Here is a 24510-nt window from a genome sequence, read left to right as displayed (position 1 = left end):
GACTATTCGAGTTGCTGAAGTTCGCCTGCGGGCGTGACGCGCCAGCGATGCTGGCAAAAATAGAGCAGCGGGTTGTCCTGTTTGCTGTCGCTGTAGCCGCTGTAGAGACGCAGCGGCGTGCCGATGCGTTTCTCCAGCTGCACCACTTTTTCATGCCCCAGGCAGCGCATACTCAGTACCCAGCCGCCGTAACCACGGGCAATTTGTGTGGCGATAAGATTCACACGCGGCAGCCAGGGCGTATCAAAATAAACCTGTTCAACCAGCGTCTGCGGGGAGCCCGTGATCAACCAGATGTCGGCATCGTTGGCGTCGAGGTAACTGGTGAGGCGCGCCTGTACAACCGGGAACGCGGCGACATGACCGCGAAACCAGTGCGCAAACTCCTTTTCGAGCTGTTTGAGCCGCGCTTCGCTGTGGCCAAACGTACATCCCCAGAGCAGCAGGCTCATCGGCCAGCGCGCCGCCCGGCCTTTCACCAGCAGCGCGATGCCGATCGCCGGTAACAGCGGTAAGACGAGCAGCGCATTCAGAGGCTGGCGCCGCAGCAGGTAGCGCATAAACGAACCAAACATATCCTGCTGATGCAGCGTTCCATCCAGATCGAAAAAGACAACGCGACGCTCGTGATTTGCCAAACCTTACTCCTCTGGGTCGTTGAATCCTAACAGCCAGGTAAACAGGAACCCGGCGATCACCGCTACAGAATAGCCTAACAGATAGAGCATCACTTTTCCGGTCACGATAGTTAACGCCAGCGGCAAACCGGAGAGACCAAACGTAATGACGGTAGCAACTTTCCAGTAGCTAATGAGCGCCCCGCCGACCGCGCCGCCCAGACAGGCAGCCAGGAACGGTTTACCCAGCGGCAACGTGACGCCAAAAATCAGCGGTTCGCCAATGCCGAGCAATCCAACCGGAAGCGCGCCTTTAATCACTTTTTTCAGGCGTGCGTTGCGGGTTTTCAGCAGTACGGCAATCGCCGCACCGACCTGCCCCACCCCCGCCATTGAGAGTATAGGCAGCAGCGCGTTGTAACCGTGCGCCTGCACCAGTTCGACGTGGATCGGCACCAGTCCCTGATGCAGACCGGTCAGCACCAGCGGCAGGAAGGTGCCTGACAGCACCGCCCCCACTAACAAACCGCCGCGGTCAATGGCCAGAGACGCGCCATGAGCGATGGCATCAGAGATCCATCCCCCTAATGGCTGAAGAACCACAATCGCCACACTACCGGTAATTAACGTGGTCAGCAGGGGGTTGAGGATGAGTTCAATCGAGCCGGGCAATACCGCGCGAAGTCTTTTCTCAATCCAGCACATCAGGATGACCACCAGCAGCACGGCAATCACCCCGCCGCGACCAGGCTGGAGCGCCTCGCCAAACAGCGTAATTTGCGCCAGCTGCGGGCTGGAGAGAATGCCCGCCATCACGCCCCCCATCGCCAGCGAACCGCCAAACACTTTGGCGGTATTCACCCCGACCAGAATGTTCATAATGGCAAACACCGCGCTGCCGAAGATCCCCAGAATACCCAACAGGTTCGGATACTGGGTGGCAAAGTCCCCGACGATATCCGGACGCTTGAGAATATTGATAATCCCGGTGATCAAGCCGGAAGCAATAAACGCCGGGATCAGCGGGATAAAGACATTTGCCAGCTGTCGTAGCGCGTCGCTCATGGGGGCTTTGTATTTCGCCTTCGCCTGCGCTTTGGTGCGCGCAGCATCGTCGAGCGTCACACTCGCGCCGCCGCCCATCAGCGCGCGCATGGCATCAACCACCTGCGCCGCTTTCCCCGGCCCGACGATCAGCTGGTGTTGCTGCCCCTGCTTCACGTAACCGCTGACACCGGAAAGCTTCTTCAGGCCCGGCACATCCAGCTTGTCGTCGTTATGCACCTCGACGCGCACGCGCGTCATGCAGTTTTCCAGACGCTGAATATTCTCTTCTCCGCCGATCCCTCGCAGGATATCGCTGGCGAGCGCTGCTGTTTTGTCCATACACGCCTCTGTTAGTTTTCTAATGCCGCCCGTAAGAAGCCATTATGCGCATCGAGTCTGGCTCGCGCGGCCGCCGCATCCAGCCCACTTAAGATCATCAATATGGCGGGTTTAACATCGTGATCGGTCTGTTGGAGGACCGCTTCTGCCTCTTCACGGCCTGCGCCTGTCGCCTCCATCACCATACGGCAGGCTCTGTCCACCAGCTTGACGTTAGTGGCCTGCATATCCACCATCAGGTTCTGATACACCTTGCCGAACTTCACCATCGCACCGGTGGAGATCATATTGAGCACCAGCTTTTGCGCGGTACCGGATTTCAGGCGCGTGGAGCCGGTGAGCGCTTCTGGCCCGACAACCGGGGAGATGGCGATGGCGGCCACCTGAGCGATTGGAGAGCCGGGGTTACAGGAGATGGCGACCGTCGTGCAGCCGGTCTGGTTGGCGTATTCCAGACCGCCAATGACGTACGGCGTGCGCCCGGATGCCGCCAGCCCGACGACCAGATCCTTCGCCGTCAGAGTAAGTGCCTTCAGGTCATCCTCACCCAGCTGTTTGTTATCTTCCGCCCCTTCAACGGCTTTCAGCAGTGCACCAGGCCCCCCCGCAATCAACCCGACCACCAGCCCATGCGGCACGCCAAACGTTGGCGGACATTCGGAGGCGTCCAGCACGCCGAGACGGCCGCTGGTACCGGCGCCCATATAGATAATGCGGCCACCCGCTTTGAGGGCTTCCGCCGCCGCATCGACCGCTTTCGCTACCTCAGGTAATGTCTCTTTCACTGCCTGCGCGACCAGCGTATCCTGTTGATTAAAGCGGTTAACCAGCTCCAGAGTAGAGAGCGCATCCAGATCCATGGTTTGCGGGTTACGCGTTTCAGAAACAAGTGAGCCAAGATTCATTTTTTGTACCTCAAGAATTTTTAATTCATAATAATCACACTATAATGGAATATAAAATTCATTCAGGCGAGCAAAATTCGTATTTGCGTAGACAATCACATTTCCGCCGGGAGTACTTATGAACTGTTTAATTCGCATTCGCCAGCGCTACGCCGGCTTTGCTCAAAGCGACAAAAAACTGGCGGACTTTCTGCTTTCTCAGCCTGACCGCGCCCGTCATCTCAGCTCGCAACAGCTGGCAAGCGAAGCCGGGGTAAGTCAGTCAAGCGTTGTGAAATTTGCCCAGAAGATCGGTTTTAAAGGCTTCCCTGCCCTTAAGCTGGCAATTAGCGAAGCGCTGGTGAGTAATCCCAATCCGCAATCTATGCCGGTGCATAACCAGATCCGCGGGGATGATCCAATGCGTGTGGTCGGGGAAAAGCTGATTAAAGAGAACGTCGCGGCCATGCATGCCACCCTCGACGTGAATACCGAAGAGAAGTTACTGGAAAGCGTGGCGATGCTGCGAGCGGCGCGGCGTATTATTTTAACCGGTATTGGCGCATCCGGCCTGGTGGCGCGTAATTTTGGCTGGAAGCTGACCAAAATCGGTTTTAACGCGATTGTCGAGCAGGATATGCACGCCCTGCTGGCGACCGTGCAGGCGATGGATCCTGAAGATCTGCTGCTGGCCATCTCCTATTCCGGTGAGCGCCGCGAGATTAACATGGCAACGGACGAAGTGCTGCGCGTCGGCGGCAAAATCCTCGCCATCACCGGGTTCACCCCGAATGCCCTGCAACAGCGGGCCACGCGCTGTCTGTATACCATTGCCGAAGAGCAGGCCACGCGCAGCGCGGCGATCTCGTCAACCAGTGCGCAAATGATGCTGACGGACCTGCTGTTTATGGCGCTGGTGCAGCAGGATTTAGAGCGGGTGCCAGAGCGCATTCGCCATAGTGAAGAGCTGGTAAAAAAACTGGTCTGAGTAAGGAATGAGCGTATAATGCCCGCCCTGTTTGTGATGTTTCTGAGAATTTCCTGATGGCGCTGTTAATTACCAAAAAATGCATCAATTGCGATATGTGCGAACCGGAATGCCCGAACCAGGCGATTTCGATGGGCGACAGCATTTATGAGATTAACAGCGACCGCTGCACCGAATGCGTCGGCCACTATGAAACGCCGACCTGTCAGAAAGTGTGCCCGATCCCGAATACCATCCTGAAGGATCCGGCACACGTTGAGAGTGAAGAGCAGCTGTGGGATAAGTTTGTCCTGCTGCACCACGCGGACAAACTCTAGCTTTCAATAATCACCGTTGCGCAGGCGTAGTGACGTTCGTCCGCGAGCGTCACATGCATGTGATTCACGCCCAGTTTCTCCGCAAGCTTTTGCGCCTCGCCCCATAACCGCAGGCGCGGCTTGCCCAGTTCGTCGTTAAATACTTCAAACTGATTAAACGCCAGGCCGTTACGAATGCCCGTACCGAACGCTTTGGCTGCCGCCTCTTTTACCGCAAAACGTTTTGCCAGAAAGCGCACCGGCTGCTGATGCGCTTCCCAGATGGCCCATTCGTTATCGCTGAGCACGCGTCTTGCCAGGCGCTCGCCGCTACGGGCGATCACCGCTTCTATGCGGGCTATCTCAACGATATCAGTGCCTAAGCCCAGAATGGCCATTACTGACGCGCTTCCAGCATCAGGCGTTTCATTTCTGAGACCGCCTCTTTCAGGCCGCTCATCACCGCACGACCAATAATCGCATGACCGATATTCAGCTCATGCATCTCCGGCAGGGCAGCGATAGCCTTAACGTTATGGTAGGTCAGGCCGTGTCCGGCGTTAACCTTCAGCCCCAGGCTCGCCGCGTAGGTGGCCGCTTTGGCAATACGCTCCAGCTCTTTGGCTTGCTCAGCATCGTTTTTGGCATCGGCATAGCAGCCAGTGTGAATTTCGATATACGGCGCGCCAACGTCCGCTGCGGCTTTGATCTGCGCGAAGTCGGCATCGATAAACAGGGAAACCAGGATACCGGCATCCGCCAGACGTTTGCAGGCATCGCGCATTTTATCGATCTGCCCAGCCACATCCAGACCGCCTTCGGTGGTCACTTCCTGACGCTTTTCCGGCACCAGGCAGCAGAAATGGGGTTGAGTCTCGCAGGCAATGGCCAGCATCTCTTCCGTGACCGCCATCTCCAGATTCATGCGCGTATCCAGCGTCTGACGCAGAATACGCACGTCGCGGTCGGTGATGTGGCGGCGGTCTTCACGCAGGTGAACGGTAATGCCGTCGGCGCCAGCCTGTTCGGCGATAAATGCCGCCTGAACCGGATCGGGATAAGCCGTGCCGCGTGCGTTACGCAGCGTGGCAATGTGATCAATATTGACGCCTAACAGTAATTCAGCCATGACAATCCTCGGTATTTTGGTTCATTTCCCTTCCTTCTCCGGGAGAGGGCAACGTTAACGTTTCGGCATAAACTGCCTGAATAATTCGCGGCTCTTTAAGGGCTTGCCGCCAAGATACGGCTTGAGGGCGATCCGGGTAAAGCGTTTTGCTGCGCGCAGGGTGTCCTGATCGGGAAACTCGCGCGCATAAAGCGCCCGAAGCTGGCGCCCGGTAAAGGTACTGTTATCAATCACGATACTGGCGATAAACCCTTTTTCTTCCCGATAGCGGTAGGTCATCGCGTCTTCGACTTCGTCTCCGCTTCCCGCACAATGCAGAAAATCGACGCCGTATCCCAGATGCCCCAGCAGCGCCAGTTCAAAACGTCGCAAGGCAGGTTCAGGCGTGCCGGTTGCCCCTGCGAGGGCCTGGATACAGTGCAGATAATCAAAGAAAAGTTCAGAGAAGCGAGTCTCATGTTCAAGAACCCGCGAGATGAGTTCATTGACATACAGACCGCTGTACAGGGTGATACCAGAAAGAGGAAGCGCCAGGGAGACGGCTTCAGCGCTGCGCAGGGTTTTCACTTCCCCTCGCCCACCAAAGCGGACCAGCAGCGGCGTGAAAGGCTGTAGGGCACCTTTCAGATTAGAACGTTTGGAACGTGCGCCTTTCGCAACAAGGCGCACGCGACCGGACTCTTCCGTGAAGACGTCCAGCATCAGGCTGGTTTCGCTCCAGGGACGACTATGCAGGACGAAGGCGCGCTGCCATCCTTCCATCATACTCGTCGTCTTAGGTTACTGGTCTTCGCCGTAACCGAGGCTGCGCAGAGCACGCTCATCATCGGCCCAGCCAGATTTCACTTTCACCCACAGCTCCAGGTGAACCGGCGCTTCAAACATCTCCATCATGTCTTTACGGGCTTCAATACCGATGGTTTTGATCTTGGCACCTTTGTTGCCGATCACCATCTTCTTCTGCCCCTCACGCTCAACGAGGATCAGGCCGTTAATGTCGTAGCCGCCGCGCTCGTTGGTCTGGAAACGCTCGATCTCCACCGTCACAGAGTACGGCAGTTCCGCGCCCAGGAAACGCATCAGCTTTTCACGGATGATTTCAGACGCCATAAAGCGCTGAGAACGATCGGTGATGTAGTCTTCCGGGAAGTGATGAATCGCTTCCGGAAGATGCTTACGCACGATGCCCGCGATGGTATCGACGTTCAGGCCAGTCTCTGCAGACAGCGGAACGATATCGAGGAAGTTCATCTGGCTGCCCAGCCACTGAAGATGCGGCAGCAGGTCAGCCTTTTCCTGCACGTTGTCAACTTTATTGACCGCGAGGATGACCGGCGTTTTGCCGTCACGTAGCTTGTTCAGCACCATTTCGTCGTCCGGTGTCCAGCGGGTGCCTTCCACAACGAAAATGACCAGTTCTACATCACCAATCGAGCTGCTCGCCGCTTTGTTCATCAGACGGTTAATGGCACGCTTCTCTTCCATGTGCAGGCCCGGAGTATCGACGTAGATCGCCTGATACGCGCCTTCAGTATGGATGCCGACAATGCGGTGACGCGTGGTCTGCGCCTTACGCGAGGTAATAGAAATCTTCTGCCCAAGCAGATTATTCAGCAGGGTGGATTTGCCGACGTTCGGACGTCCGACGATGGCAATAAATCCGCAATACGTTTTTTCTTCGCTCATTCCAGCTCCAGCATTTTTAACGCCTGTTCGGCGGCAGCCTGTTCAGCCTTACGACGGCTTGAACCTGTGCCCACCACCGGTTCACTCAGGCCACTGACCTGGCAATGGATGGTAAATTCCTGATCGTGCGCTTCACCACGTACCTGCACCACCAGATAAGATGGCAGCGGCAGATGACGGCCCTGCAAATATTCCTGCAGACGCGTTTTCGGATCTTTTTGTTTATCGCCCGGGCTGATTTCGTCCAGACGGCTCTGATACCAGTTGAGGATCAGCTTTTCTACGGTCTGGATATCGCTGTCCAGGAACACACCACCAATTAATGCTTCGACCGTATCGGCAAGAATCGATTCACGACGGAAGCCGCCGCTTTTCAGTTCACCCGGCCCAAGACGCAGACATTCGCCCAGTTCAAATTCGCGCGCGATTTCCGCAAGGGTATTCCCCCGAACCAGCGTGGCACGCATGCGGCTCATATCCCCCTCGTCAACACGCGGGAAACGATGATAAAGCGCATTCGCAATCACGAAACTTAAAATTGAGTCGCCTAAAAACTCAAGACGCTCATTATGCTTGCTGCTGGCACTGCGATGGGTTAATGCCTGTTGCAACAACTCCTGATGATGAAAAGTGTAGCCCAGCTTCCGTTGAAGCCGATTAATTACGATGGGGTTCATGCGATACCAATAAATGAATGCGTCAAAAATGCAGCACACGAAACCGACCTGAGAAAACCAACGCGGTTTCGTGTGCCGTGGCACCCTTGCAGGGCCAACCTTAAACTTCGGGGGAATATTCTATACACAACGACAGGGGATGTCGTTAGTTCAAAGAGATTTATCGAGGAAATAATTCACGTAGCCGCTAATTAAAGCGGCTACGCGTTCATTTATTGAGAATTAATGGATTCCGCCAATGCGATTCAGGCGTACACCGGTCGGCCATTCGCCTTCCTGTTTCTCAAAACTCATCCAGATTGCGGTGGCTTTACCGACCAAATTCGCCTCAGGCACAAATCCCCAGTAACGGCTGTCCGCAGAATTATCGCGGTTATCCCCCATCATGAAGTAATGTCCCGGCGGTACAATCCAGCTCGCCAGCTGCTGACCCGGCTGCTGATAATACATACCCACCTGATCCTGCGCGATTGGCACCGTGAGGATACGGTGAGTCACATCACCCAGCGTCTCTTTGCGCTCGACCAGACGAATACCGTTCTCTTTGGTTTCGCCTTTTGGCACCTGGAAGAACCCGCTGGTCGCTTCACCGCCGTTACGACGGGCAAAGGTCTGCACAAAATCACTCGGCTCAACGTTTGAGTAGGTGATGGGCAGTGCGTTTTCACACGCGGTGCCAGAACTACAGCCAGGCTGAACGGTAACTTCCTTGGCGACCGGATCGTAGGTCACTTTATCACCCGGCAGGCCAACCGCACGCTTGATGTAGTCCAGACGCGGATCTTCCGGGTATTTGAACACCACGATGTCGCCACGCTTCGGATGACCGGTTTCGATCAGCGTTTTCTGGTAGATAGGATCTTTAATGCCGTAGGCAAACTTCTCTACCAGAATAAAATCACCAATCAGCAGCGTTGGCATCATTGAACCGGATGGGATCTGGAACGGCTCGTAAATAAACGATCGCACCACCAGCACAATGGCCAGCACCGGGAATACCGAGGCGCCCGTTTCCAGCCAGCCCGGTTTCGGGCCGACTTTTTTCAGGGTTTTCGCATCCAGCTGGTCGCCAGTGGCTACCTGTGCGGCAGCCTGACGCTCACGGCGTTTTGGGGCGAAGATAAACTTATCCAGACACCACAGCAGACCTGTCACTAGGGTAGCAATGACCAGGATCAGGGCAAACATGTTCGCCATGCCAACTCCTTAAAGGTTATTTGCCGTCTTTACCAACATGAAGAATGGCAAGGAATGCTTCCTGTGGCAGCTCAACGTTACCGACCTGCTTCATACGCTTCTTACCTTCTTTCTGCTTCTGCAGCAGCTTTTTCTTACGACTGACGTCACCGCCGTAGCACTTCGCCAGAACGTTTTTACGCAGCTGTTTCACCGTAGAACGCGCGATAATGTGGTTACCAATGGCCGCCTGAATCGCGATGTCGAACTGCTGACGCGGGATCAGATCTTTCATTTTCTCAACCAGCTCGCGACCACGGTACGGCGCATTGTCGTTGTGGGTGATCAGGGCCAACGCATCCACACGCTCACCGTTGATCAGCACGTCCACACGCACCATGTTGGAGGCCTGGAAACGCTTGAAGTTGTAATCCAGGGACGCATAGCCACGGGAGGTAGACTTCAGGCGATCGAAGAAGTCGAGTACCACTTCCGCCATCGGGATTTCATAGGTCAGCGCCACCTGGTTACCGTGGTAGACCATGTTGGTCTGCACGCCACGCTTCTCAATACACAGCGTAATGACGTTGCCCAGGAACTCCTGTGGCAGCAGCATGTGACACTCTGCAATCGGCTCACGCAGTTCGTGGATATTGTTCAGCGGCGGCAGCTTGGACGGGCTATCGACGTAGATCACTTCTTTCGAGGTGGTTTCTACCTCATACACAACGGTCGGTGCGGTGGTGATCAGATCCAGATCGTATTCACGTTCCAGACGCTCCTGAATGATCTCCATGTGCAGCAGGCCGAGGAAGCCACAGCGGAAACCGAAGCCCAGCGCCGTTGAGCTTTCTGGCTCGTAGAACAGGGAAGCATCGTTCAGGCTCAGTTTACCGAGCGCATCACGGAAGTTTTCATAGTCATCTGAGCTGACCGGGAACAGACCCGCGTAAACCTGCGGTTTCACCTTTTTAAAACCTGGCAGCGCTTTATCTGCCGGGTTACGCGCACCGGTCAGGGTATCGCCCACTGGCGCGCCGAGGATGTCTTTAATGGCACAAACCAGCCAGCCTACTTCGCCGCATTTCAGCTCGGTACGGTCAACCTGTTTTGGCGTGAAGATACCCAGACGGTCGGCGTTGTAGACCTGTCCGGTACTCATCACCTTGATTTTGTCGCCTTTACGCATGGTGCCGTTTTTAATACGCACCAGAGAGACAACACCAAGGTAGTTATCGAACCAGGAGTCGATGATCAGCGCCTGCAGTGGGCCATCCGGGTCACCTTCCGGGGCCGGGATGTCACGCACCAGGCGTTCCAGCACATCGGTCACGCCCACACCGGTTTTCGCGGAGCAGCGCACGGCATCCGTCGCGTCAATGCCGACAATATCTTCAATCTCTTCCGCGACGCGTTCAGGGTCGGCAGCTGGCAGGTCGATTTTATTCAGAACCGGCACAACCTCGAGATCCATTTCCATCGCGGTATAGCAGTTTGCCAGGGTCTGGGCTTCAACACCCTGCCCGGCATCGACGACCAGCAGCGCACCTTCACAGGCCGCCAGCGAACGTGATACTTCATAGGAGAAGTCAACGTGGCCTGGGGTGTCGATAAAGTTCAGTTGATAGGTTTCACCATCAGCCGCTTTGTAATCCAGCGTAACGCTTTGCGCCTTAATGGTGATACCGCGTTCGCGTTCCAGGTCCATGGAGTCCAGAACCTGGGCTTCCATTTCACGATCAGACAGGCCACCGCAAATCTGGATAATACGGTCAGACAGCGTCGACTTACCGTGGTCAATGTGAGCAATGATCGAAAAGTTACGTATGTTCTTCATATAGTTAAATAATTATGCCTTACGAATTCCTGGAGGCCGCTGTTCTTAGCCTGACGTTTTTCAGTGCGAAAACGCAGCATTCTACACTACATCCTCGCTACCTGGAAATGCACTTAGAGACAGGTATAGCGTGAAGAAAGGGCGTTTTCTGTATTAGGGCGTAAAAATTGATAAAGCCCGATGGATCATCGGGCCTCAGAAGAGAGCGTCTCGACACGAAGCTGGTCTGGTGCCAACCCAACGCTGAGAATGACAGGCTGCCACTCTTCGCGCGCGGCAAGCTTCGGTGAGAGACCTTTAGCAAGCCAGAATCCCCCGATGCCCCCCAACGCGGCACCGCACATGGCGGCCACATCAGTACCAAACAGCGTCTGGAAAAGGCCGCCCATGATAAATAACCCGACCAACGGAGAGAGATAGACCAGCATAGCGGAACCGAGCAGACTGCCTTCCGCAATCCCCAGTTCAACCTTCTGCCCCGCCACCAGCGGCTGTTCACTTGGCACAGAGATAGTATGCGACGTTTGCGGCCCAAGCTTGTTCAGCACGCGGCTGCCGCACCCGGCACGGGATGCGCAGCTATTGCATGAGGCTTTGACATCGCAACTGACTCGCGCAACGCCATTTTGCCACGAGACGACGGTTGCCCACTCTTTAATCATTGCGCGGCCCTGAATTTAATGCTGTCTGAAATGCGCTTCGCCGTCTGCGGAGGTAATTCACCCACAATCGTGATCTCTGCGTTATCACGTACCGTGGTGCTCACCGTGCGACGTCCGGTACGTAGCATTTGCTCAGAGCTGTTTGCCGTTGCTCGGTTGATGTTCACCGAGAAACTGAACAAACCGTCGGAATAGAGGCGCGACTCAACGGGCGTGTCAATAGTTGGCAACTGACGACGGCTGCTGGACACTTCGCTAAAGCCTTGCGGGATCCAGGAAGGAACCCAGTTGAAGTTAACGGAATCCCCTGCCGGAACAGAAAGCAGCGGCGGCAGGCTGGCTTTGGCCAGATTCTGCATGCTGTTGCCAACCTGATTGTTCACGCTGAAGGAGATCACGCGGAACTGTTCAAGCGTTTCACCGTCGCGGTCAAGCAGGTCCACACGCATCGGCAGCTTGGTTTCCGCATCAATCCAGACGATATAGCTGTAGCGCGTGCCATCGCGAGCAACCACGCGGATCACTTCACACAGTCTGTCTGCGATGCGCGTACGCCCTACCGAAATAAAATCGTAGTAAGGGGCCAGCCGCTTGAAGTCGGTATAGATGAGTGACGGCAGAGAATCAACGATATAGTCGCCATTGAGCGTGAAAGGCTCCAGGCCGGGCTCGAAATAGCTGATTTCGTTGCCTCGCTGGACAACTTCCCGACGCGGACCATCCATCTGTAAAAGCTGGGCGAGTGGCTGATTATCAAGACGGGCATGACGATAGCGTAACGACTCGACGCCCTGCTTATTGATGCTGATAAATGCCAACTCGTAATTGAGTGACTGGCTGGCCAGATTCATTTGCTGCAACAACGCCCCGGATGAAACATCAGCCGAGGCGTTGGCAGAGAAGAACAGGCTACCCGCCATCAGAGACATGGCGAACCAAAGTTGCTTCATTACTGCGATTGCGTTCCTAAAGTTTGGTTTCCGGGCACCTGCACAGCAGCTTGCTGGGTTTGGGCCTGCTCAAACTGAAGCTGTTCAGAGTGCAGACGACGCTGCAACTCGTAATCCTGCAACATCGCATTAATGCGACGGCGCTGCTCCTGCACCTGCTGTTGCTGACCGCCGCTGGCGGAAGCATCAGCCGGTACGCCCAGGCTAACCGGGCTCGCTTTGCCCATCATCGGCAGTGTGTTAAACACTGGCGCTTCTGGCTGCTGATTAGTTTCAGACTGAGTATTATAGTGCTGGACGCCAACGATAACTGCAAGCGATACGCATGCAGCAACCCCCATTTGGGTGAGCTGGCTGGCCCACGGACGCACCTTTTGCCAGAACGGCATTTTCTGCCACTGGTGAGGTGCAGGTTGAGCTTCAGGAATCAGCGGAGTGGTCTGATGAACAGGCTCATTCTCAATGGCCGCCATCACGCGGGCAGAGATATCGAAATGGAGAACCTCGCCGGTATCGCCGCGCAGCGTGTCACGGATGAGATGGTAACTCTCCCAGGTCTCTTGCATTTCGGGAGAATGAGACAGCTCGTTGAGCAGCTCACTATCCAGCGTCTCACCATCCATTAAAGCGGAAAGTTTTTCTTTCTGCATGCCTAATACCTTTTCCAGTATCCCGCTATCGTCAACGCCTGATAAGCGGTTGAACTTTATTATCAATAGCTTCTCGCGCACGGAAGATTCGTGAACGCACCGTGCCGACCGGACAATCCATGATAGCGGCTATCTCTTCATAGCTCAGACCATCAAGCTCCCGTAACGTAATTGCCATGCGTAAATCTTCCGGGAGCGACTCGATCGTGCGAAAAACAATTTGTCTCAGTTCTTCTGACAACATTAAGTTCTCAGGGTTCGAAATTTCTTTCAGCGCACCGCCACTTTCGAAGTTTTCGGCGTCGATAGCGTCTACATCACTGGACGGCGGACGACGCCCCTGAGCAACCAGATAATTCTTTGCCGTATTAACAGCAATACGGTACAGCCAGGTATAAAAAGCACTATCTCCCCGGAAAGAATCCAGCGCGCGATAGGCCTTAATAAAAGACTCTTGCACCACATCAGGCACATCACCTGACGGTACATAGCGGGAAACCAGACTCGCCACCTTATGCTGGTAGCGCACCACCAGTAAGTTAAAGGCTTTCTGATCTCCCTTCTGGACCCGTTCAACCAGGACCTGGTCCGTTAACTGCTCGCTCATCCGAGGTAATGTCTCCCCAAACCTAAATTCCACGCGTTATCGAAACGCCACTCTAAAAACACCGCACTTTGAGCAAGCACCGAGTTAGAGTGTCCGATCGTCAATAAGTTCCGTAACGCCTTTGTTTTTGTTCATCGCGCCGCAGACTGTTCATTTTCTCTCATTATAAGTCTGTTCACGATACGCACCACTTTCTGACTAGAAACATCTTTTTTCCCGCGAGAAGAGTAACGCAACCCAGTCTTTATTTCACCACAAAATCTGACGCTAACGATCTGCTTCGCAAAATAATTTCATTCCTTTACCCGCTATTTACTCCGTCTTACGAGTTTAGCCATTGCAACAACCTTTAAAAAAAACGTGCGATAAATCGCACTCAGGTGCTATTCTGACCCAACACTGTTTAGTAAATTAAACAACAATCATGAACACAACATCTGAACTCCATTGTGATGTCCTGATCATCGGTAGCGGCGCTGCCGGTCTCTCTCTGGCGCTGCGCCTGGCCGAGCATCAAAACGTTATCGTTCTGAGCAAAGGACCGATTAGTGAAGGTTCCACATTTTATGCCCAGGGCGGCATTGCCGCCGTGTTTGACGAGACCGACAGCATAGCGTCGCACGTAGAAGATACGTTGATTGCCGGCGCCGGGATCGTGGATGCGCACGCCGCAGAGTTCGTTGCCAGCAATGCCCGCCATTGCGTTCAGTGGCTCATCGATCAGGGCGTGTTATTTGATACCCAGATTCAGCCTAACGGTGAAGAGAGCTACCACCTCACGCGCGAAGGCGGCCATAGCCACCGCCGCATCCTGCACGCAGCGGATGCCACCGGTAAAGAGGTGGAGACCACGCTGGTGGGTAAAGCGCTTAACCATCCTAATATTCGGGTTCTTGAGCGCAGTAATGCCGTTGACCTGATTATTTCCGACAAGATTGGCCTGCCTGGTCCGCGTCGCGTGGTGGGTGCATGGGTCTGGAACCGTAATAAAGAGAAGGTTGAAACCTGTCAGGCGAAGGCCGTTGTACTGGCGACGGGCGGCGCCTCAAAGGTGTATCAGTACACCACTAACCCGGACATCGCTTCCGGAGACGGTATCGCCATGGCCTGGCGCGCAGGCTGCCGCGTGGCGAATCTCGAATTTAATCAGTTTCACCCCACCGCCCTGTTCCACCCTCAGGCGCGCAACTTCCTGCTGACGGAAGCCCTGCGCGGTGAAGGCGCTTATCTGAAACGCCCTGACGGTACCCGCTTTATGCCGGACTTTGACGCGCGTGGCGAGCTCGCCCCTCGCGATATCGTTGCCCGCGCCATCGACCATGAAATGAAACGTCTGGGCGTGGACTGCATGTATCTCGATATCAGCCATAAGCCAGCCGCATTCATTCGCCAGCATTTCCCGATGATTTACGAAAAGCTGCTGAACCTGGGGATTGATTTGACCCGCGATCCGGTGCCCATTGTGCCTGCGGCCCACTATACCTGCGGGGGCGTGATGGTTGACGATCACGGGCGCACCGACGTAGAAGGTCTGTATGCTATCGGCGAGGTGAGTTATACCGGCCTTCACGGCGCGAACCGTATGGCGTCGAACTCGCTGCTTGAGTGTCTGGTGTACGGCTGGTCAGCGGCCGAAGACATCACGAAACGCATGCCTTACGCCTGCGAGACTGAGCACTTACCTGCCTGGGATGAAAGCCGCGTGGATAACCCGGACGAGCTGGTCGTGATCCAGCACAACTGGCATGAACTACGGCTGTTTATGTGGGACTACGTAGGGATTGTGCGCACCACAAAACGTCTGGAACGTGCGTTGCGCCGCATTACTATGCTGCAGCAGGAAATTGATGAATATTATGCCAATTTCCGCGTATCCAATAATCTGCTGGAGCTGCGCAATCTGGTGCAGGTTGCCGAGCTGATTGTTCGCTGTGCCATGATGCGTAAAGAGAGCCGCGGCTTGCACTACACCCTGGACTACCCGGATCAGCTTGCTGAATCCGGCCCGTCGATACTGGCTCCGCAGGTTCACATAAACAGATAAAATGCCTGGGTCAGAGCAGTGTAATCTTCGGAATAACGCTGGTCTGGCCCTCGAATCACCATACGGTCATTAAAGCATTCACCTTCTTTTGGCGAGAGCGCCAGCAGCACGCGGTGCGGCAGTCGTCCTTCCGTATCAGAAATGTCAGTTCGCAAACGTAATGTCCAGCCAATCTCCTGCGCCAGACCAATAAATGTATTACCCGTGCTTTCTGGCAACACTACGCAAAAAAAGCCCTCTTCAGAGATGAGTTTAGCCGCGCTGGTAAGCAGTGCTTTATGATCGAGTGAACCGGTATAACGCGCCTGTTCACGTTCAGGAGTACCACACTCGACACCGGGCGCGTAGTAAGGAGGGTTGCTGACGATAAGATCGTAACGCGCAGTTTGTTCAGGCGCCCAGACCAGCACATCCGCACATTGAACGCGAATCCGGGCTGCCCAGGGGGATTCGGCCGCATTTTCACTCGCCTGCCCTGCAGCCTGCGCATCGAGCTCAACGGCATCAATCGTGACATGCTCTTCCGTACGCTGGGCCAGCATCAACGCCACCAGCCCGCTGCCGGTACCGATATCAAGAATACGTTTAACACCTGCGACAGGGGCCCATGCTCCCAGTAAAATACCGTCGGTGCCGACTTTCATGGCACAGCGATCGTGGGCGACAAAAAACTGTTTAAACGTAAAACCATCGCGGCGCAACTGCGCTTTGAGTTGAGACATGTCAGGGCAACCTTCTAAGTGAAACTGGAGTAGCATAGGGGAAAGCGAAGGCACCGCAAAGCGATATCCATACAAACAGATGAAGATTACAGCCGTAACGTCTATAATCAGCGCCCCACACAGAGGTAGAACATGACTGTAACGACTTTTTCCGAACTTGAACTCGATGAAAGCCTGCTCAATGCACTTGAGAGCAAAGGCTTTACACGCCCGACCGCCATTCAGGCAGCGGCCATTCCGCCTGCGCTTGAGGGCCGCGATGTGCTCGGTTCTGCGCCAACCGGCACGGGGAAGACAGCAGCCTATTTGCTGCCTGTGTTGCAGCACCTGCTCGACTTTCCACGAAAAAAATCAGGCCCACCGCGTATTTTGATCCTGACGCCTACGCGCGAGCTGGCCATGCAGGTTGCCGATCACGCGCGTGAGCTAGCGGCTAACACCCATCTGGATATCGCCACCATCACCGGCGGCGTGGCGTATATGAACCACGCCGAAGTGTTCAGCGAAAACCAGGATATCGTTGTTGCGACGACGGGCCGTTTGCTGCAGTACATTAAAGAAGAGAACTTCGACTGCCGCGCGGTAGAAACGCTGATTCTGGATGAAGCCGACCGTATGCTGGACATGGGCTTCGCACAGGATATCGAACATATTGCGGGCGAGACGCGCTGGCGTAACCAGACGATGCTGTTCTCTGCCACCCTTGAAGGGGACGCGATTAAAGATTTCGCCGAGCGTTTGCTGGAAGATCCGGTTGAAGTCTCTGCGACGCCCTCTACGCGTGAGCGCAAGAAGATCCACCAGTGGTATTACCGTGCGGACAACCTTGAGCACAAGGTCGAATTACTGAAGCACCTGCTGAAGCAGGAAGATGCTCTGCGTACCATCGTCTTTGTGCGTAAACGCGAGCGCGTGCACGAGCTGGCAGAAATGCTGCGTAATGCGGGCATTAATAACTGCTACCTCGAAGGTGAGATGGCGCAGGTTAAGCGTACCGAAGGCATCAAACGCCTGACCGATGGCCGCGTGAACGTGCTGGTGGCGACAGACGTTGCCGCGCGAGGGATCGACATTCCGGACGTGAGCCACGTGATCAACTTCGATATGCCGCGCAGTGGTGATACCTATCTGCACCGCATTGGCCGTACCGGTCGCGCCGGACGTAAAGGTACTGCGATTTCACTGGTTGAAGCGCACGATCACCTGCTGCTGCAAAAAATTGGTCGCTATGTTGATGAGCCGCTGAAATCTCGCGTCATTGACGGCCTGCGCCCAACTACCCGCGCGCCGAGTGAAAAAATGACGGGCAAACCGTCCAAGAAAGCACTCGCAAAACGCGCTGAGAGAAAAGAGAAAGAAAAAGAGAAGCCGCGCGTTAAGCAACGCCACCGCGATACCAAAAACATTGGTAAGCGTCGTAAGCCAAGCGCTGCCGCGCAGGATACGAAAACTGAAGAGTAAGAAAAAGCCGGGGATTTCCCCGGCTTTTTTATTCCCCCCCGAAACTGGAACCTTACAGGCTTTCAGTAAAGGTACGCGCGATAACGTCGCGCTGCTGCTCTGGGGTCAGTGAGTTAAAACGAACCGCATAGCCAGACACGCGAATAGTCAGCTGTGGGTACTTTTCAGGGTGCTCAACGGCATCCATCAGCGTTTCACGACGCAGAACGTTAACGTTCAGATGCTGACCGCCTTCCACGCGCACTTCCGGTTTCACTTCCATTGGGATTTCACGATATTCGATTTCGCCCAGTTTGCTCACTGGCACGATCTCATCTTCAGTAAAACCGGCTTTTGCAACCACGCAGCGTGCTTCGTTTTTCTCGCTGTCCAGCAGCCAGAAAGAATTGAGCAGATCGTCATTTGCAGCTTTAGTAATCTGGATACCTGTAATCATGTGTTGCCTCCCTTAGGCTACATTAACTGGTGTCGGCCTCACACGGCCAATTGGTAAAACCATTGTTTCTTGTGTGTATATATATCACTCGCACCCCGGTGATTTATTGATTTAAATCAACAAAAACACCAACCACATAAAGAGTGTGGTTTGAATTTATTGTTTTAGATCAATTTCAGCACCTTACCAATTCAACTGGTTGTGTATCTTTTCAAAATAAATTTAGCTACTTAGCGTGCATTTCAGCGCGTCATTTTGCTCACTGGCTTTTAACAGGTAAGCTAGACACAGAATGAGATTCGCAGGAGAGCGAGATGACCACACCGTTGACATGGCACGATGTGCTGGCAGAAGAAAAACAACAACCCTATTTTATCAATACACTCAGCACCGTTGCAGCTGAACGTCAGTCCGGGCAGACGATCTATCCGCCGCAGAAAGATGTGTTCAACGCCTTTCGTTACACTGAGCTGAGCGATGTGAAGGTGGTCATTCTTGGCCAGGATCCGTATCACGGCCCGGGTCAGGCACACGGGCTGGCGTTCTCCGTTCGTCCGGGCGTGGCTATCCCCCCTTCTCTGCTCAATATGTATAAAGAGCTTGAGGGAACCGTTCCTGGCTTTACCCGCCCCACCCACGGTTACCTGGAAAGCTGGGCGCATCAGGGGGTACTGCTATTGAATACGGTACTCACTGTACGGGCGGGTCAGGCACATTCTCACGCCAGCCTGGGCTGGGAAACCTTTACCGATAAGGTTATTAGCCTGATCAACGAACATCGTGAAGGCGTGGTGTTTTTACTGTGGGGTTCTCACGCGCAGAAGAAAGGGGCGATTATCGACCGTCAGCGCCATCACGTTTTAAAAGCGCCGCACCCGTCTCCGCTGTCGGCACATCGCGGTTTCTTCGGCAGTAATCACTTTGTTCTGGCGAATGAATGGCTGGAAAAACGTGGCGAAACGCCTATTGACTGGATGCCAGTGTTACCGGCAGAGAGCGAGTAGGATTTGAATGTGCCGGGCCAGACCCGGCACATTGAGAGGCTTATGCCTTATTCTGACGCCACCATTCCGCCAGCAGTACGCCGGTCGCAACGGACACGTTCAGACTTTCTACATTACCTGTCCCGTCGATAGAGACGCTCAGATCAGCGCTGGAAAGCGCCGCGTCAGACAGACCGTCACGTTCCTGACCTAATACCAGCACCATTTTACGCGGCAGCGTCGCTTTAAACAGCGGCGTACCAGCATGGCTCGACGTGGTCACGATGGAATAACCCGCTTTACGGAACTGCTCAAGGGCGTCCAGCACGCTGTCGCCGGTGATCGGCTGCACATGCTCCGCTCCGCCTTCTGCAGTGCGGATCGCGGCACCGGATTCCAGCAGTGCGGCATCCTGTAACAGCACACCCTTCACGCCAAAGTGTGCGCAGCTGCGCATCATCGCGCCCAGGTTGTGCGGGTTGCCTACATCTTCCAGGGCCAGCACGCAGTCATCGGCATCCGCCTGGCTGACCCACTGCTGCACGGTGGTGCCGTTACGTTTTTTGATCAGGAAGCAGACGCCGCCGTGGTGCTCGGTACCGGACGCTTTGGTCAGCTCGGCATCATCCACCACGTGGTAGGCTTTACGGTTCGCGGCCATCCAGCGCAGTGCTTCTTTAAAGCGCGGGGTCACGCTCTGGATAAACCAGGCGCGGACGATACACTCAGGACGGCTCTGGAACAGCGCCTGGCAGGCGTTCTCGCCATACACGCGGGTCTCTTCCGCGCGCTGACGGCGCAGCACTTCCGGGTCGATAAAGCTTTTACCGCTGATACCGCCGTGATCGGCTTTCTCTGGCGTCTCATCGCCCGGGGCGCGAGAAACGGTGCGCCACGGGGAGGCGTTGTCACGCGAGAAGTCATCACGCGGACGATCGTCGCGTGGACGGTCACTACGTGGGCGGTCGGAACGCGGACGGTCATCGCGTTTGCGATCGTCACGTTTGCGGTCATCACCGCGGGTGTTTCTGTCATCGCGGGCGGGGCGACGGCCACCGTCTGCACGAGAAGACGCCGGACGCCCGCCACCTTTTCCGGTACGCGGATTTTGGGTGCGTTTATCAGAGTCATCATCACTGCGGACATACATCACTTTGACCTTGCCGCTTTTGTTTTTCATTTCGTCGTTCATGCTTTTCTCCACCAGCGCTGCGCGAAGCGCGCAGATTACCCGATGTGCCAGCGCATAGCCATAATTTCGTACAAAAGCCTGTGACTATTGTTCTCATTGAATAAAACGCATTGTTGTTTCAAACAGGCTCATTGATAATATGTAACATATTAGAAACATTATCGGCGTTCTGCCGCTGTCCCACGGCTCTATCAGAGGTTAGTTATGAATACCGTATGTGCCAACTGTCAGGCTCTTAATCGCATTCCGGACGATCGGATTGACGATGGTGCGAAATGCGGACGTTGTGGCCACGAACTGTTTGATGGCGATGTCATTAACGCGACGGGTGCTACGCTGGACAAACTCCTCAAGGACGATCTCCCGGTGGTGGTCGATTTCTGGGCACCGTGGTGCGGTCCATGCCGAAGCTTCGCGCCAATCTTTGAAGACGTGGCCGAAGAGCGCAGCGGTAAGATGCGTTTTGTTAAGGTGAATACCGAGGCGGAACGCGAGCTTAGCGCACGTTTCCGCATTCGCAGCATCCCGACCATTATGATCTTTAAAAACGGTGAAGTCGTCGACATGCTCAATGGCGCAGTACCGAAAGCGCCGTTTGACAGCTGGTTAAACGAATCACTGTAACTTTCACGGGGCACATCTTGTGCCCCGCTCCCGCCTCTGCGAAAATGGCGTTTTTCCTTCACTTCGCCCATGACCGATAACGCTGTCCTCCAGTTACGCGCCGAACGCCTTGCGCGCGCCACTCGTCCTTTTCTTGCCCGTGGCAATCGCATTCGTCGCTGCCAGCGCTGCCTGCTTCCGCTTAAAGTTTGCCTGTGCGAAACGCTGGCACCCAGTACGGCTAAAAGCCGTTTTTGTCTGGTCATGTTTGATACCGAGCCGATGAAACCCAGTAATACAGGGCGGCTGATTGCCGATATTCTGCCGGATACTGCCGCGTTTCAATGGTCCCGCACCGAGCCGCCGCAGGCCCTGCTCGATCTGGTGACAAACCCGGACTATCAGCCGATGGTCGTTTTCCCGGCCTCTTACGCAGGCGATAATCGTCAGGTGCTTTCGGCGCCACCGTCCGGTAAGCCACCGCTGTTTATTATGCTGGACGGCACATGGACCGAAGCGCGGAAAATGTTTCGCAAAAGCCCTTACCTTGACGCGCTGCCGGTCATTTCTGTCGATCTTTCCCGCGTCTCGGCTTATCGCCTGCGTGAAGCGCATGCTGACGGACAATATTGCACCGCCGAGGTGGCCATCGCGCTGCTGGATTTAGCCGGGGATACCGCAGCAGCCGGCGCCCTGAGCAACCATTTCTCTTGCTTCCGGGAACGCTATCTGGCGGGAAAAACCATTCATAAGGGCAGCATCACAGCAACAGAGTCAGAAAGCGTTTAAAATCATCAGGTCGCTTGCAATCACGGGAGACTTGCATGAGCCAGCGAGGGTTAGAAGCGCTATTACGTCCTAAATCCATTGCCGTTATTGGCGCATCCATGAAACCGGATCGGGCAGGCTATCTGATGATGCGCAACCTGCTCGCGGGAGGATTTAATGGCCCCGTCATGCCCGTCACGCCGGCTTATAAGGCCGTTCAGGGGGTGCTGGCATGGCCAGATGTGCAGAGGCTGCCTTTTGTGCCGGACCTCGCCGTGCTGTGTACGAATGCGAAACGCAATCTGGAACTGCTGGAAGCACTTGGCAAGAAAGGGTGTAAAACCTGCATTATTCTCTCGTCTCCACCTGAACAGCAACCCGAACTGCTCGCCTACGCCAGCCGCTACCAGATGCGTATCCTTGGCCCGAATAGCCTGGGCCTGCTCGCCCCCTGGCAGGGGTTGAATGCCAGTTTCTCCCCGGTACCGATCCGCAAAGGCAAACTGGCGTTTATCTCGCAGTCGGCTGCAGTATCGAACACTATCCTCGACTGGGCGCAACAGCGCGAAATGGGTTTCTCCTACTTCATTGCCCTGGGCGACAGCCTGGATATCGACGTTGATGAGCTTCTGGATTTCCTGGCTCGTGACAGCAAAACCAGCGCGATACTCCTTTATCTTGAGCATCTGAGCGACGCCCGTCGTTTTGTATCGGCTTCACGAAGTGCTTCGCGCAATAAGCCGATCCTGGTTATCAAAAGCGGTCGCAGTCCTGCTGCCCAGCGTCTCCTGCAGTCTCATTCCGGCATGGATCCCGCCTGGGATGCCGCCATCCAGCGCGCGGGGTTACTGCGGGTGCAGGATACGCACGAGCTTTTTTCCGCCGTTGAGACGCTCAGCCACATGCGCCCACTGCGTGGCGAGAAATTAATGATTGTCAGCAATGGTGCGGCCCCTGCTGCGCTTGCGCTGGATGAACTGTGGCTGCGCAACGGAAAGCTGGCAACGCTGGGTGAAGAGACGCTTCAACGCCTCAGAGAGGCGCTTCCGACAAGCGTGATGCCCGGCAATCCGCTTGATTTGCGCGATGACGCCAGCAGCGATCGCTATATTCGGGCTATCTCAATTTTGCTGGATAGTCAGGACTTCGATGCATTAATGATTATCCACTCCCCCAGCGCAGTCGCGCCGGGCAGTGAAAGTGCGCGCGCGTTAATTGAAGCTGTACGCAACCATCCGCGCGGCAAATATGTCACTCTGCTGACAAACTGGTGCGGTGAGTTTTCATCTCAGGAGGCACGACGTCTGTTCAGCGAAGCCGGTCTGCCAACCTACCGTACGCCGGAAGGGACCATCACCGCATTTATGCATATGGTGGAATATCGCCGCAATCAGAAGCAGCTACGCGAAACCCCGGCGCTACCAGGTAACCTGACGGCGAATACCGTCGACGTTCATCGACTCTTGCATCAGGCTATTGAAGAGGGCGCGACATCGCTTGATACGCATGAAGTGCAGCCCATTCTGGGCAGCTACGGGATGCAAACCCTGCCAACCTGGATCGCCAGCGACAGCGCCGAGGCAGTACATATTGCGGAGCAGATTGGCTATCCGGTCGCTCTTAAGCTGCGCTCTCCCGATATACCGCATAAATCAGATGTTCAGGGTGTCATGTTATATCTGCGTACGGCAACGGAGGTACAGCAGGCAGCCGATGCCATTTTTGATCGCGTTAAGATGGCCTGGCCGCAGGCCCGGATCCACGGACTGCTGGTACAAAGCATGGCTAACCGCGCAGGCGCTCAGGAACTACGAGTCGTGGTAGAGCACGATCCCGTCTTCGGCCCGCTTATTATGCTGGGAGAAGGTGGCGTGGAGTGGCACCCGGAGGAACAGGCTGTCGTTGCTTTACCGCCGCTGAACATGAACCTCGCGCGCTATCTGATCATTCAGGCGATTAAAAGCAAAAAGATCCGTGGCCGCAGTGCCTTGCGTCCGCTCGATATTGCCGGGTTAAGTCAATTCCTGGTGCAGGTGTCTAATCTGATCGTGGATTGTGCCGAGATCCAGCGGCTGGATATCCATCCGCTACTCGCTTCCGGCAATGAGTTTACGGCGCTGGACGTGACGCTGGATATCGCGCCCTTCGAAGGGGACAGAGAGAGCCGCCTGGCAATCCGTCCATATCCTCTGCATCTGGAGGAGTGGGTAGAGATGAAAAACGGGGAACGTGTCCTGTTCCGCCCAATTCTGCCGGAAGATGAACCCCAACTGCGGGCCTTTATCTCTCAGGTTACGAAAGAAGATCTCTACTACCGCTATTTTAGCGAAATCAACGAATTTACCCACGATGATTTAGCCAATATGACCCAGATCGACTACGATCGAGAAATGGCGTTTGTTGCCGTGCGTCGTGCAGGTCATGATGATGAGATCCTCGGCGTCACGCGAGCCATTTCTGACCCGGATAATGTCGATGCGGAGTTTGCCGTGCTGGTGCGCTCCGATCTTAAAGGCCTGGGGCTGGGTAGACGACTGCTGGAAAAACTCATCAGTTATACGCGAGATCACGGATTGTTGCGCCTGAATGGCATTACTATGCCAAACAATCGCGGTATGGTGACCCTGGCGCGAAAACTCGGATTTGACGTTGATATTCAGCTGGAGGAAGGTATTGTTGCCTTGTCCCTCGTCCTGACATCAGCAGACAAACACGAGTAACCTACTGGAAATGTTACCCACTTTGGACGGGACTGG

General features: G+C 55.0%; 26 protein-coding genes. 8 read left to right on the top strand and 18 right to left on the bottom strand.

Annotated features, from left to right (window positions below; translation table 11 throughout):
• Positions 1-2: 2 nt before the first annotated feature.
• The 3 genes from yfhb to murQ are packed head-to-tail and all read right to left on the bottom strand — an operon-like array spanning position 3 to position 2908.
• On the bottom strand, positions 3-638 hold the full coding sequence (gene yfhb, locus O1723_RS05605; RefSeq protein ID WP_014884838.1) for a phosphatidylglycerophosphatase C: 636 nt from the start codon (positions 636-638) through the stop codon (positions 3-5).
• Between the two features lie 3 nt (positions 639-641).
• A complete protein-coding gene (locus O1723_RS05600; RefSeq protein WP_023337638.1) occupies positions 642-2003 on the bottom strand; it encodes a PTS transporter subunit EIIC in 1362 nt (453 codons plus the stop codon).
• A gap of 11 nt (positions 2004-2014) precedes the next feature.
• On the bottom strand, positions 2015-2908 hold the full coding sequence (murQ, locus tag O1723_RS05595; protein WP_023337639.1) for an N-acetylmuramic acid 6-phosphate etherase: 894 nt from the start codon (positions 2906-2908) through the stop codon (positions 2015-2017).
• A gap of 118 nt (positions 2909-3026) precedes the next feature.
• On the opposite strand from murQ, the gene O1723_RS05590 reads away from it, so the two are divergent.
• Both O1723_RS05590 and O1723_RS05585 read left to right on the top strand, forming a co-directional pair.
• Positions 3027-3875 (top strand): MurR/RpiR family transcriptional regulator, encoded by an 849-nt coding sequence (locus tag O1723_RS05590; protein ID WP_248190637.1) that lies wholly within the window; start codon positions 3027-3029, stop codon positions 3873-3875.
• Between the two features lie 56 nt (positions 3876-3931).
• A complete protein-coding gene (locus O1723_RS05585) occupies positions 3932-4192 on the top strand; it encodes a YfhL family 4Fe-4S dicluster ferredoxin (protein ID WP_014884842.1) in 261 nt (86 codons plus the stop codon).
• Here the strand turns inward: O1723_RS05585 and acpS are convergent.
• The 12 genes from acpS to rseD form a co-directional block, all read right to left on the bottom strand.
• Positions 4189-4569 (bottom strand): holo-ACP synthase, encoded by a 381-nt coding sequence (gene acpS, locus O1723_RS05580; RefSeq protein ID WP_014884843.1) that lies wholly within the window; start codon positions 4567-4569, stop codon positions 4189-4191. The two genes, O1723_RS05585 and acpS, sit on opposite strands and share 4 nt — an antisense overlap.
• Positions 4569-5300, bottom strand: coding sequence for a pyridoxine 5'-phosphate synthase (gene pdxJ, locus O1723_RS05575; protein ID WP_023331095.1), 732 nt, complete (start codon positions 5298-5300; stop codon positions 4569-4571). The genes acpS and pdxJ overlap by 1 nt, the downstream gene beginning before the upstream one ends.
• A gap of 54 nt (positions 5301-5354) precedes the next feature.
• Positions 5355-6062 carry a DNA repair protein RecO gene (gene recO / locus O1723_RS05570; protein ID WP_023331096.1) on the bottom strand — a complete coding sequence of 236 codons (708 nt, stop codon included), beginning with the start codon at positions 6060-6062 and terminating at the stop codon, positions 5355-5357.
• Positions 6063-6080: 18 nt separating this feature from the next.
• The gene (era, locus tag O1723_RS05565; RefSeq protein WP_006176722.1) at positions 6081-6986 is read right to left on the bottom strand and encodes a GTPase Era; all 906 of its coding nucleotides are present in this window, start codon (positions 6984-6986) and stop codon (positions 6081-6083) included.
• Positions 6983-7663, bottom strand: coding sequence for a ribonuclease III (gene rnc / locus O1723_RS05560; protein WP_010434072.1), 681 nt, complete (start codon positions 7661-7663; stop codon positions 6983-6985). The genes era and rnc overlap by 4 nt, the downstream gene beginning before the upstream one ends.
• Before the next feature lie 222 nt (positions 7664-7885).
• Positions 7886-8860 (bottom strand): signal peptidase I, encoded by a 975-nt coding sequence (gene lepB / locus O1723_RS05555; protein WP_023337640.1) that lies wholly within the window; start codon positions 8858-8860, stop codon positions 7886-7888.
• A gap of 16 nt (positions 8861-8876) precedes the next feature.
• A complete protein-coding gene (gene lepA, locus O1723_RS05550) occupies positions 8877-10676 on the bottom strand; it encodes a translation elongation factor 4 (protein WP_014884847.1) in 1800 nt (599 codons plus the stop codon).
• A 185-nt stretch (positions 10677-10861) separates the two neighbouring features.
• Positions 10862-11338, bottom strand: coding sequence for a SoxR-reducing system protein RseC (rseC, locus tag O1723_RS05545; RefSeq protein WP_014884848.1), 477 nt, complete (start codon positions 11336-11338; stop codon positions 10862-10864).
• A complete protein-coding gene (rseB, locus tag O1723_RS05540; RefSeq protein WP_023331097.1) occupies positions 11335-12288 on the bottom strand; it encodes a sigma-E factor regulatory protein RseB in 954 nt (317 codons plus the stop codon). The genes rseC and rseB overlap by 4 nt, the downstream gene beginning before the upstream one ends.
• Complete coding sequence (rseA, locus tag O1723_RS05535) at positions 12288-12938, bottom strand: anti-sigma-E factor RseA (RefSeq protein ID WP_014832926.1); 651 nt, start codon at positions 12936-12938, stop codon at positions 12288-12290. Before rseA ends, rseB begins: the two co-directional genes overlap by 1 nt.
• Positions 12939-12969: 31 nt before the next feature.
• Positions 12970-13545, bottom strand: a complete 576-nt coding sequence (gene rpoE / locus O1723_RS05530; RefSeq protein ID WP_006176728.1) for an RNA polymerase sigma factor RpoE — start codon at positions 13543-13545, stop codon at positions 12970-12972.
• On the bottom strand, positions 13542-13625 hold the full coding sequence (rseD, locus tag O1723_RS05525) for a rpoE leader peptide RseD (RefSeq protein WP_223605340.1): 84 nt from the start codon (positions 13623-13625) through the stop codon (positions 13542-13544). The genes rpoE and rseD overlap by 4 nt, the downstream gene beginning before the upstream one ends.
• A gap of 344 nt (positions 13626-13969) precedes the next feature.
• Here rseD and nadB point away from each other — a divergent pair, with 344 nt between their 5' ends.
• On the top strand, positions 13970-15589 hold the full coding sequence (gene nadB / locus O1723_RS05520) for an L-aspartate oxidase (RefSeq protein WP_023337641.1): 1620 nt from the start codon (positions 13970-13972) through the stop codon (positions 15587-15589).
• On the opposite strand, the gene trmN is transcribed toward nadB, so the two are convergent.
• Positions 15574-16311, bottom strand: a complete 738-nt coding sequence (gene trmN, locus O1723_RS05515) for a tRNA(1)(Val) (adenine(37)-N(6))-methyltransferase TrmN (protein WP_248190638.1) — start codon at positions 16309-16311, stop codon at positions 15574-15576. The two genes, nadB and trmN, sit on opposite strands and share 16 nt — an antisense overlap.
• Positions 16312-16443: 132 nt before the next feature.
• Between trmN and srmB the strand changes: the two genes are divergently transcribed.
• Positions 16444-17772, top strand: a complete 1329-nt coding sequence (srmB, locus tag O1723_RS05510; RefSeq protein WP_014884852.1) for an ATP-dependent RNA helicase SrmB — start codon at positions 16444-16446, stop codon at positions 17770-17772.
• A gap of 52 nt (positions 17773-17824) precedes the next feature.
• Here the strand turns inward: srmB and grcA are convergent, their stop codons facing one another.
• Positions 17825-18208, bottom strand: a complete 384-nt coding sequence (gene grcA, locus O1723_RS05505; protein WP_014884853.1) for an autonomous glycyl radical cofactor GrcA — start codon at positions 18206-18208, stop codon at positions 17825-17827.
• Positions 18209-18522: 314 nt separating this feature from the next.
• Between grcA and ung the strand changes: the two genes are divergently transcribed.
• On the top strand, positions 18523-19212 hold the full coding sequence (ung, locus tag O1723_RS05500) for a uracil-DNA glycosylase (protein WP_014884854.1): 690 nt from the start codon (positions 18523-18525) through the stop codon (positions 19210-19212).
• A 40-nt stretch (positions 19213-19252) separates the two neighbouring features.
• On the opposite strand, the gene O1723_RS05495 is transcribed toward ung, so the two are convergent.
• Positions 19253-20383: a tRNA/rRNA methyltransferase gene (locus O1723_RS05495; protein WP_014884855.1), complete on the bottom strand. Its 1131-nt coding sequence runs from the start codon at positions 20381-20383 to the stop codon at positions 19253-19255.
• A 204-nt stretch (positions 20384-20587) separates the two neighbouring features.
• On the opposite strand from O1723_RS05495, the gene trxC reads away from it, so the two are divergent.
• The 3 genes from trxC (at position 20588) to O1723_RS05480 (ending at position 24474) form a co-directional block, all read left to right on the top strand.
• The gene (gene trxC, locus O1723_RS05490; protein WP_014884856.1) at positions 20588-21007 is read left to right on the top strand and encodes a thioredoxin TrxC; all 420 of its coding nucleotides are present in this window, start codon (positions 20588-20590) and stop codon (positions 21005-21007) included.
• Between the two features lie 69 nt (positions 21008-21076).
• Positions 21077-21775 carry a tRNA-uridine aminocarboxypropyltransferase gene (tapT, locus tag O1723_RS05485; protein ID WP_023337643.1) on the top strand — a complete coding sequence of 233 codons (699 nt, stop codon included), beginning with the start codon at positions 21077-21079 and terminating at the stop codon, positions 21773-21775.
• A gap of 35 nt (positions 21776-21810) precedes the next feature.
• Entirely contained in the window at positions 21811-24474 is a 2664-nt protein-coding gene (locus tag O1723_RS05480; RefSeq protein WP_023337644.1) for a bifunctional acetate--CoA ligase family protein/GNAT family N-acetyltransferase, read from the top strand.
• Positions 24475-24510 lie beyond the last annotated feature (36 nt).

This window comes from Enterobacter cloacae complex sp. HYC080_NIDB (genome assembly GCF_056673325.1).
The sequence above is the reverse complement of the archived record's forward strand: the minus strand, read 5'-3'. Positions and strand labels throughout refer to the sequence as shown.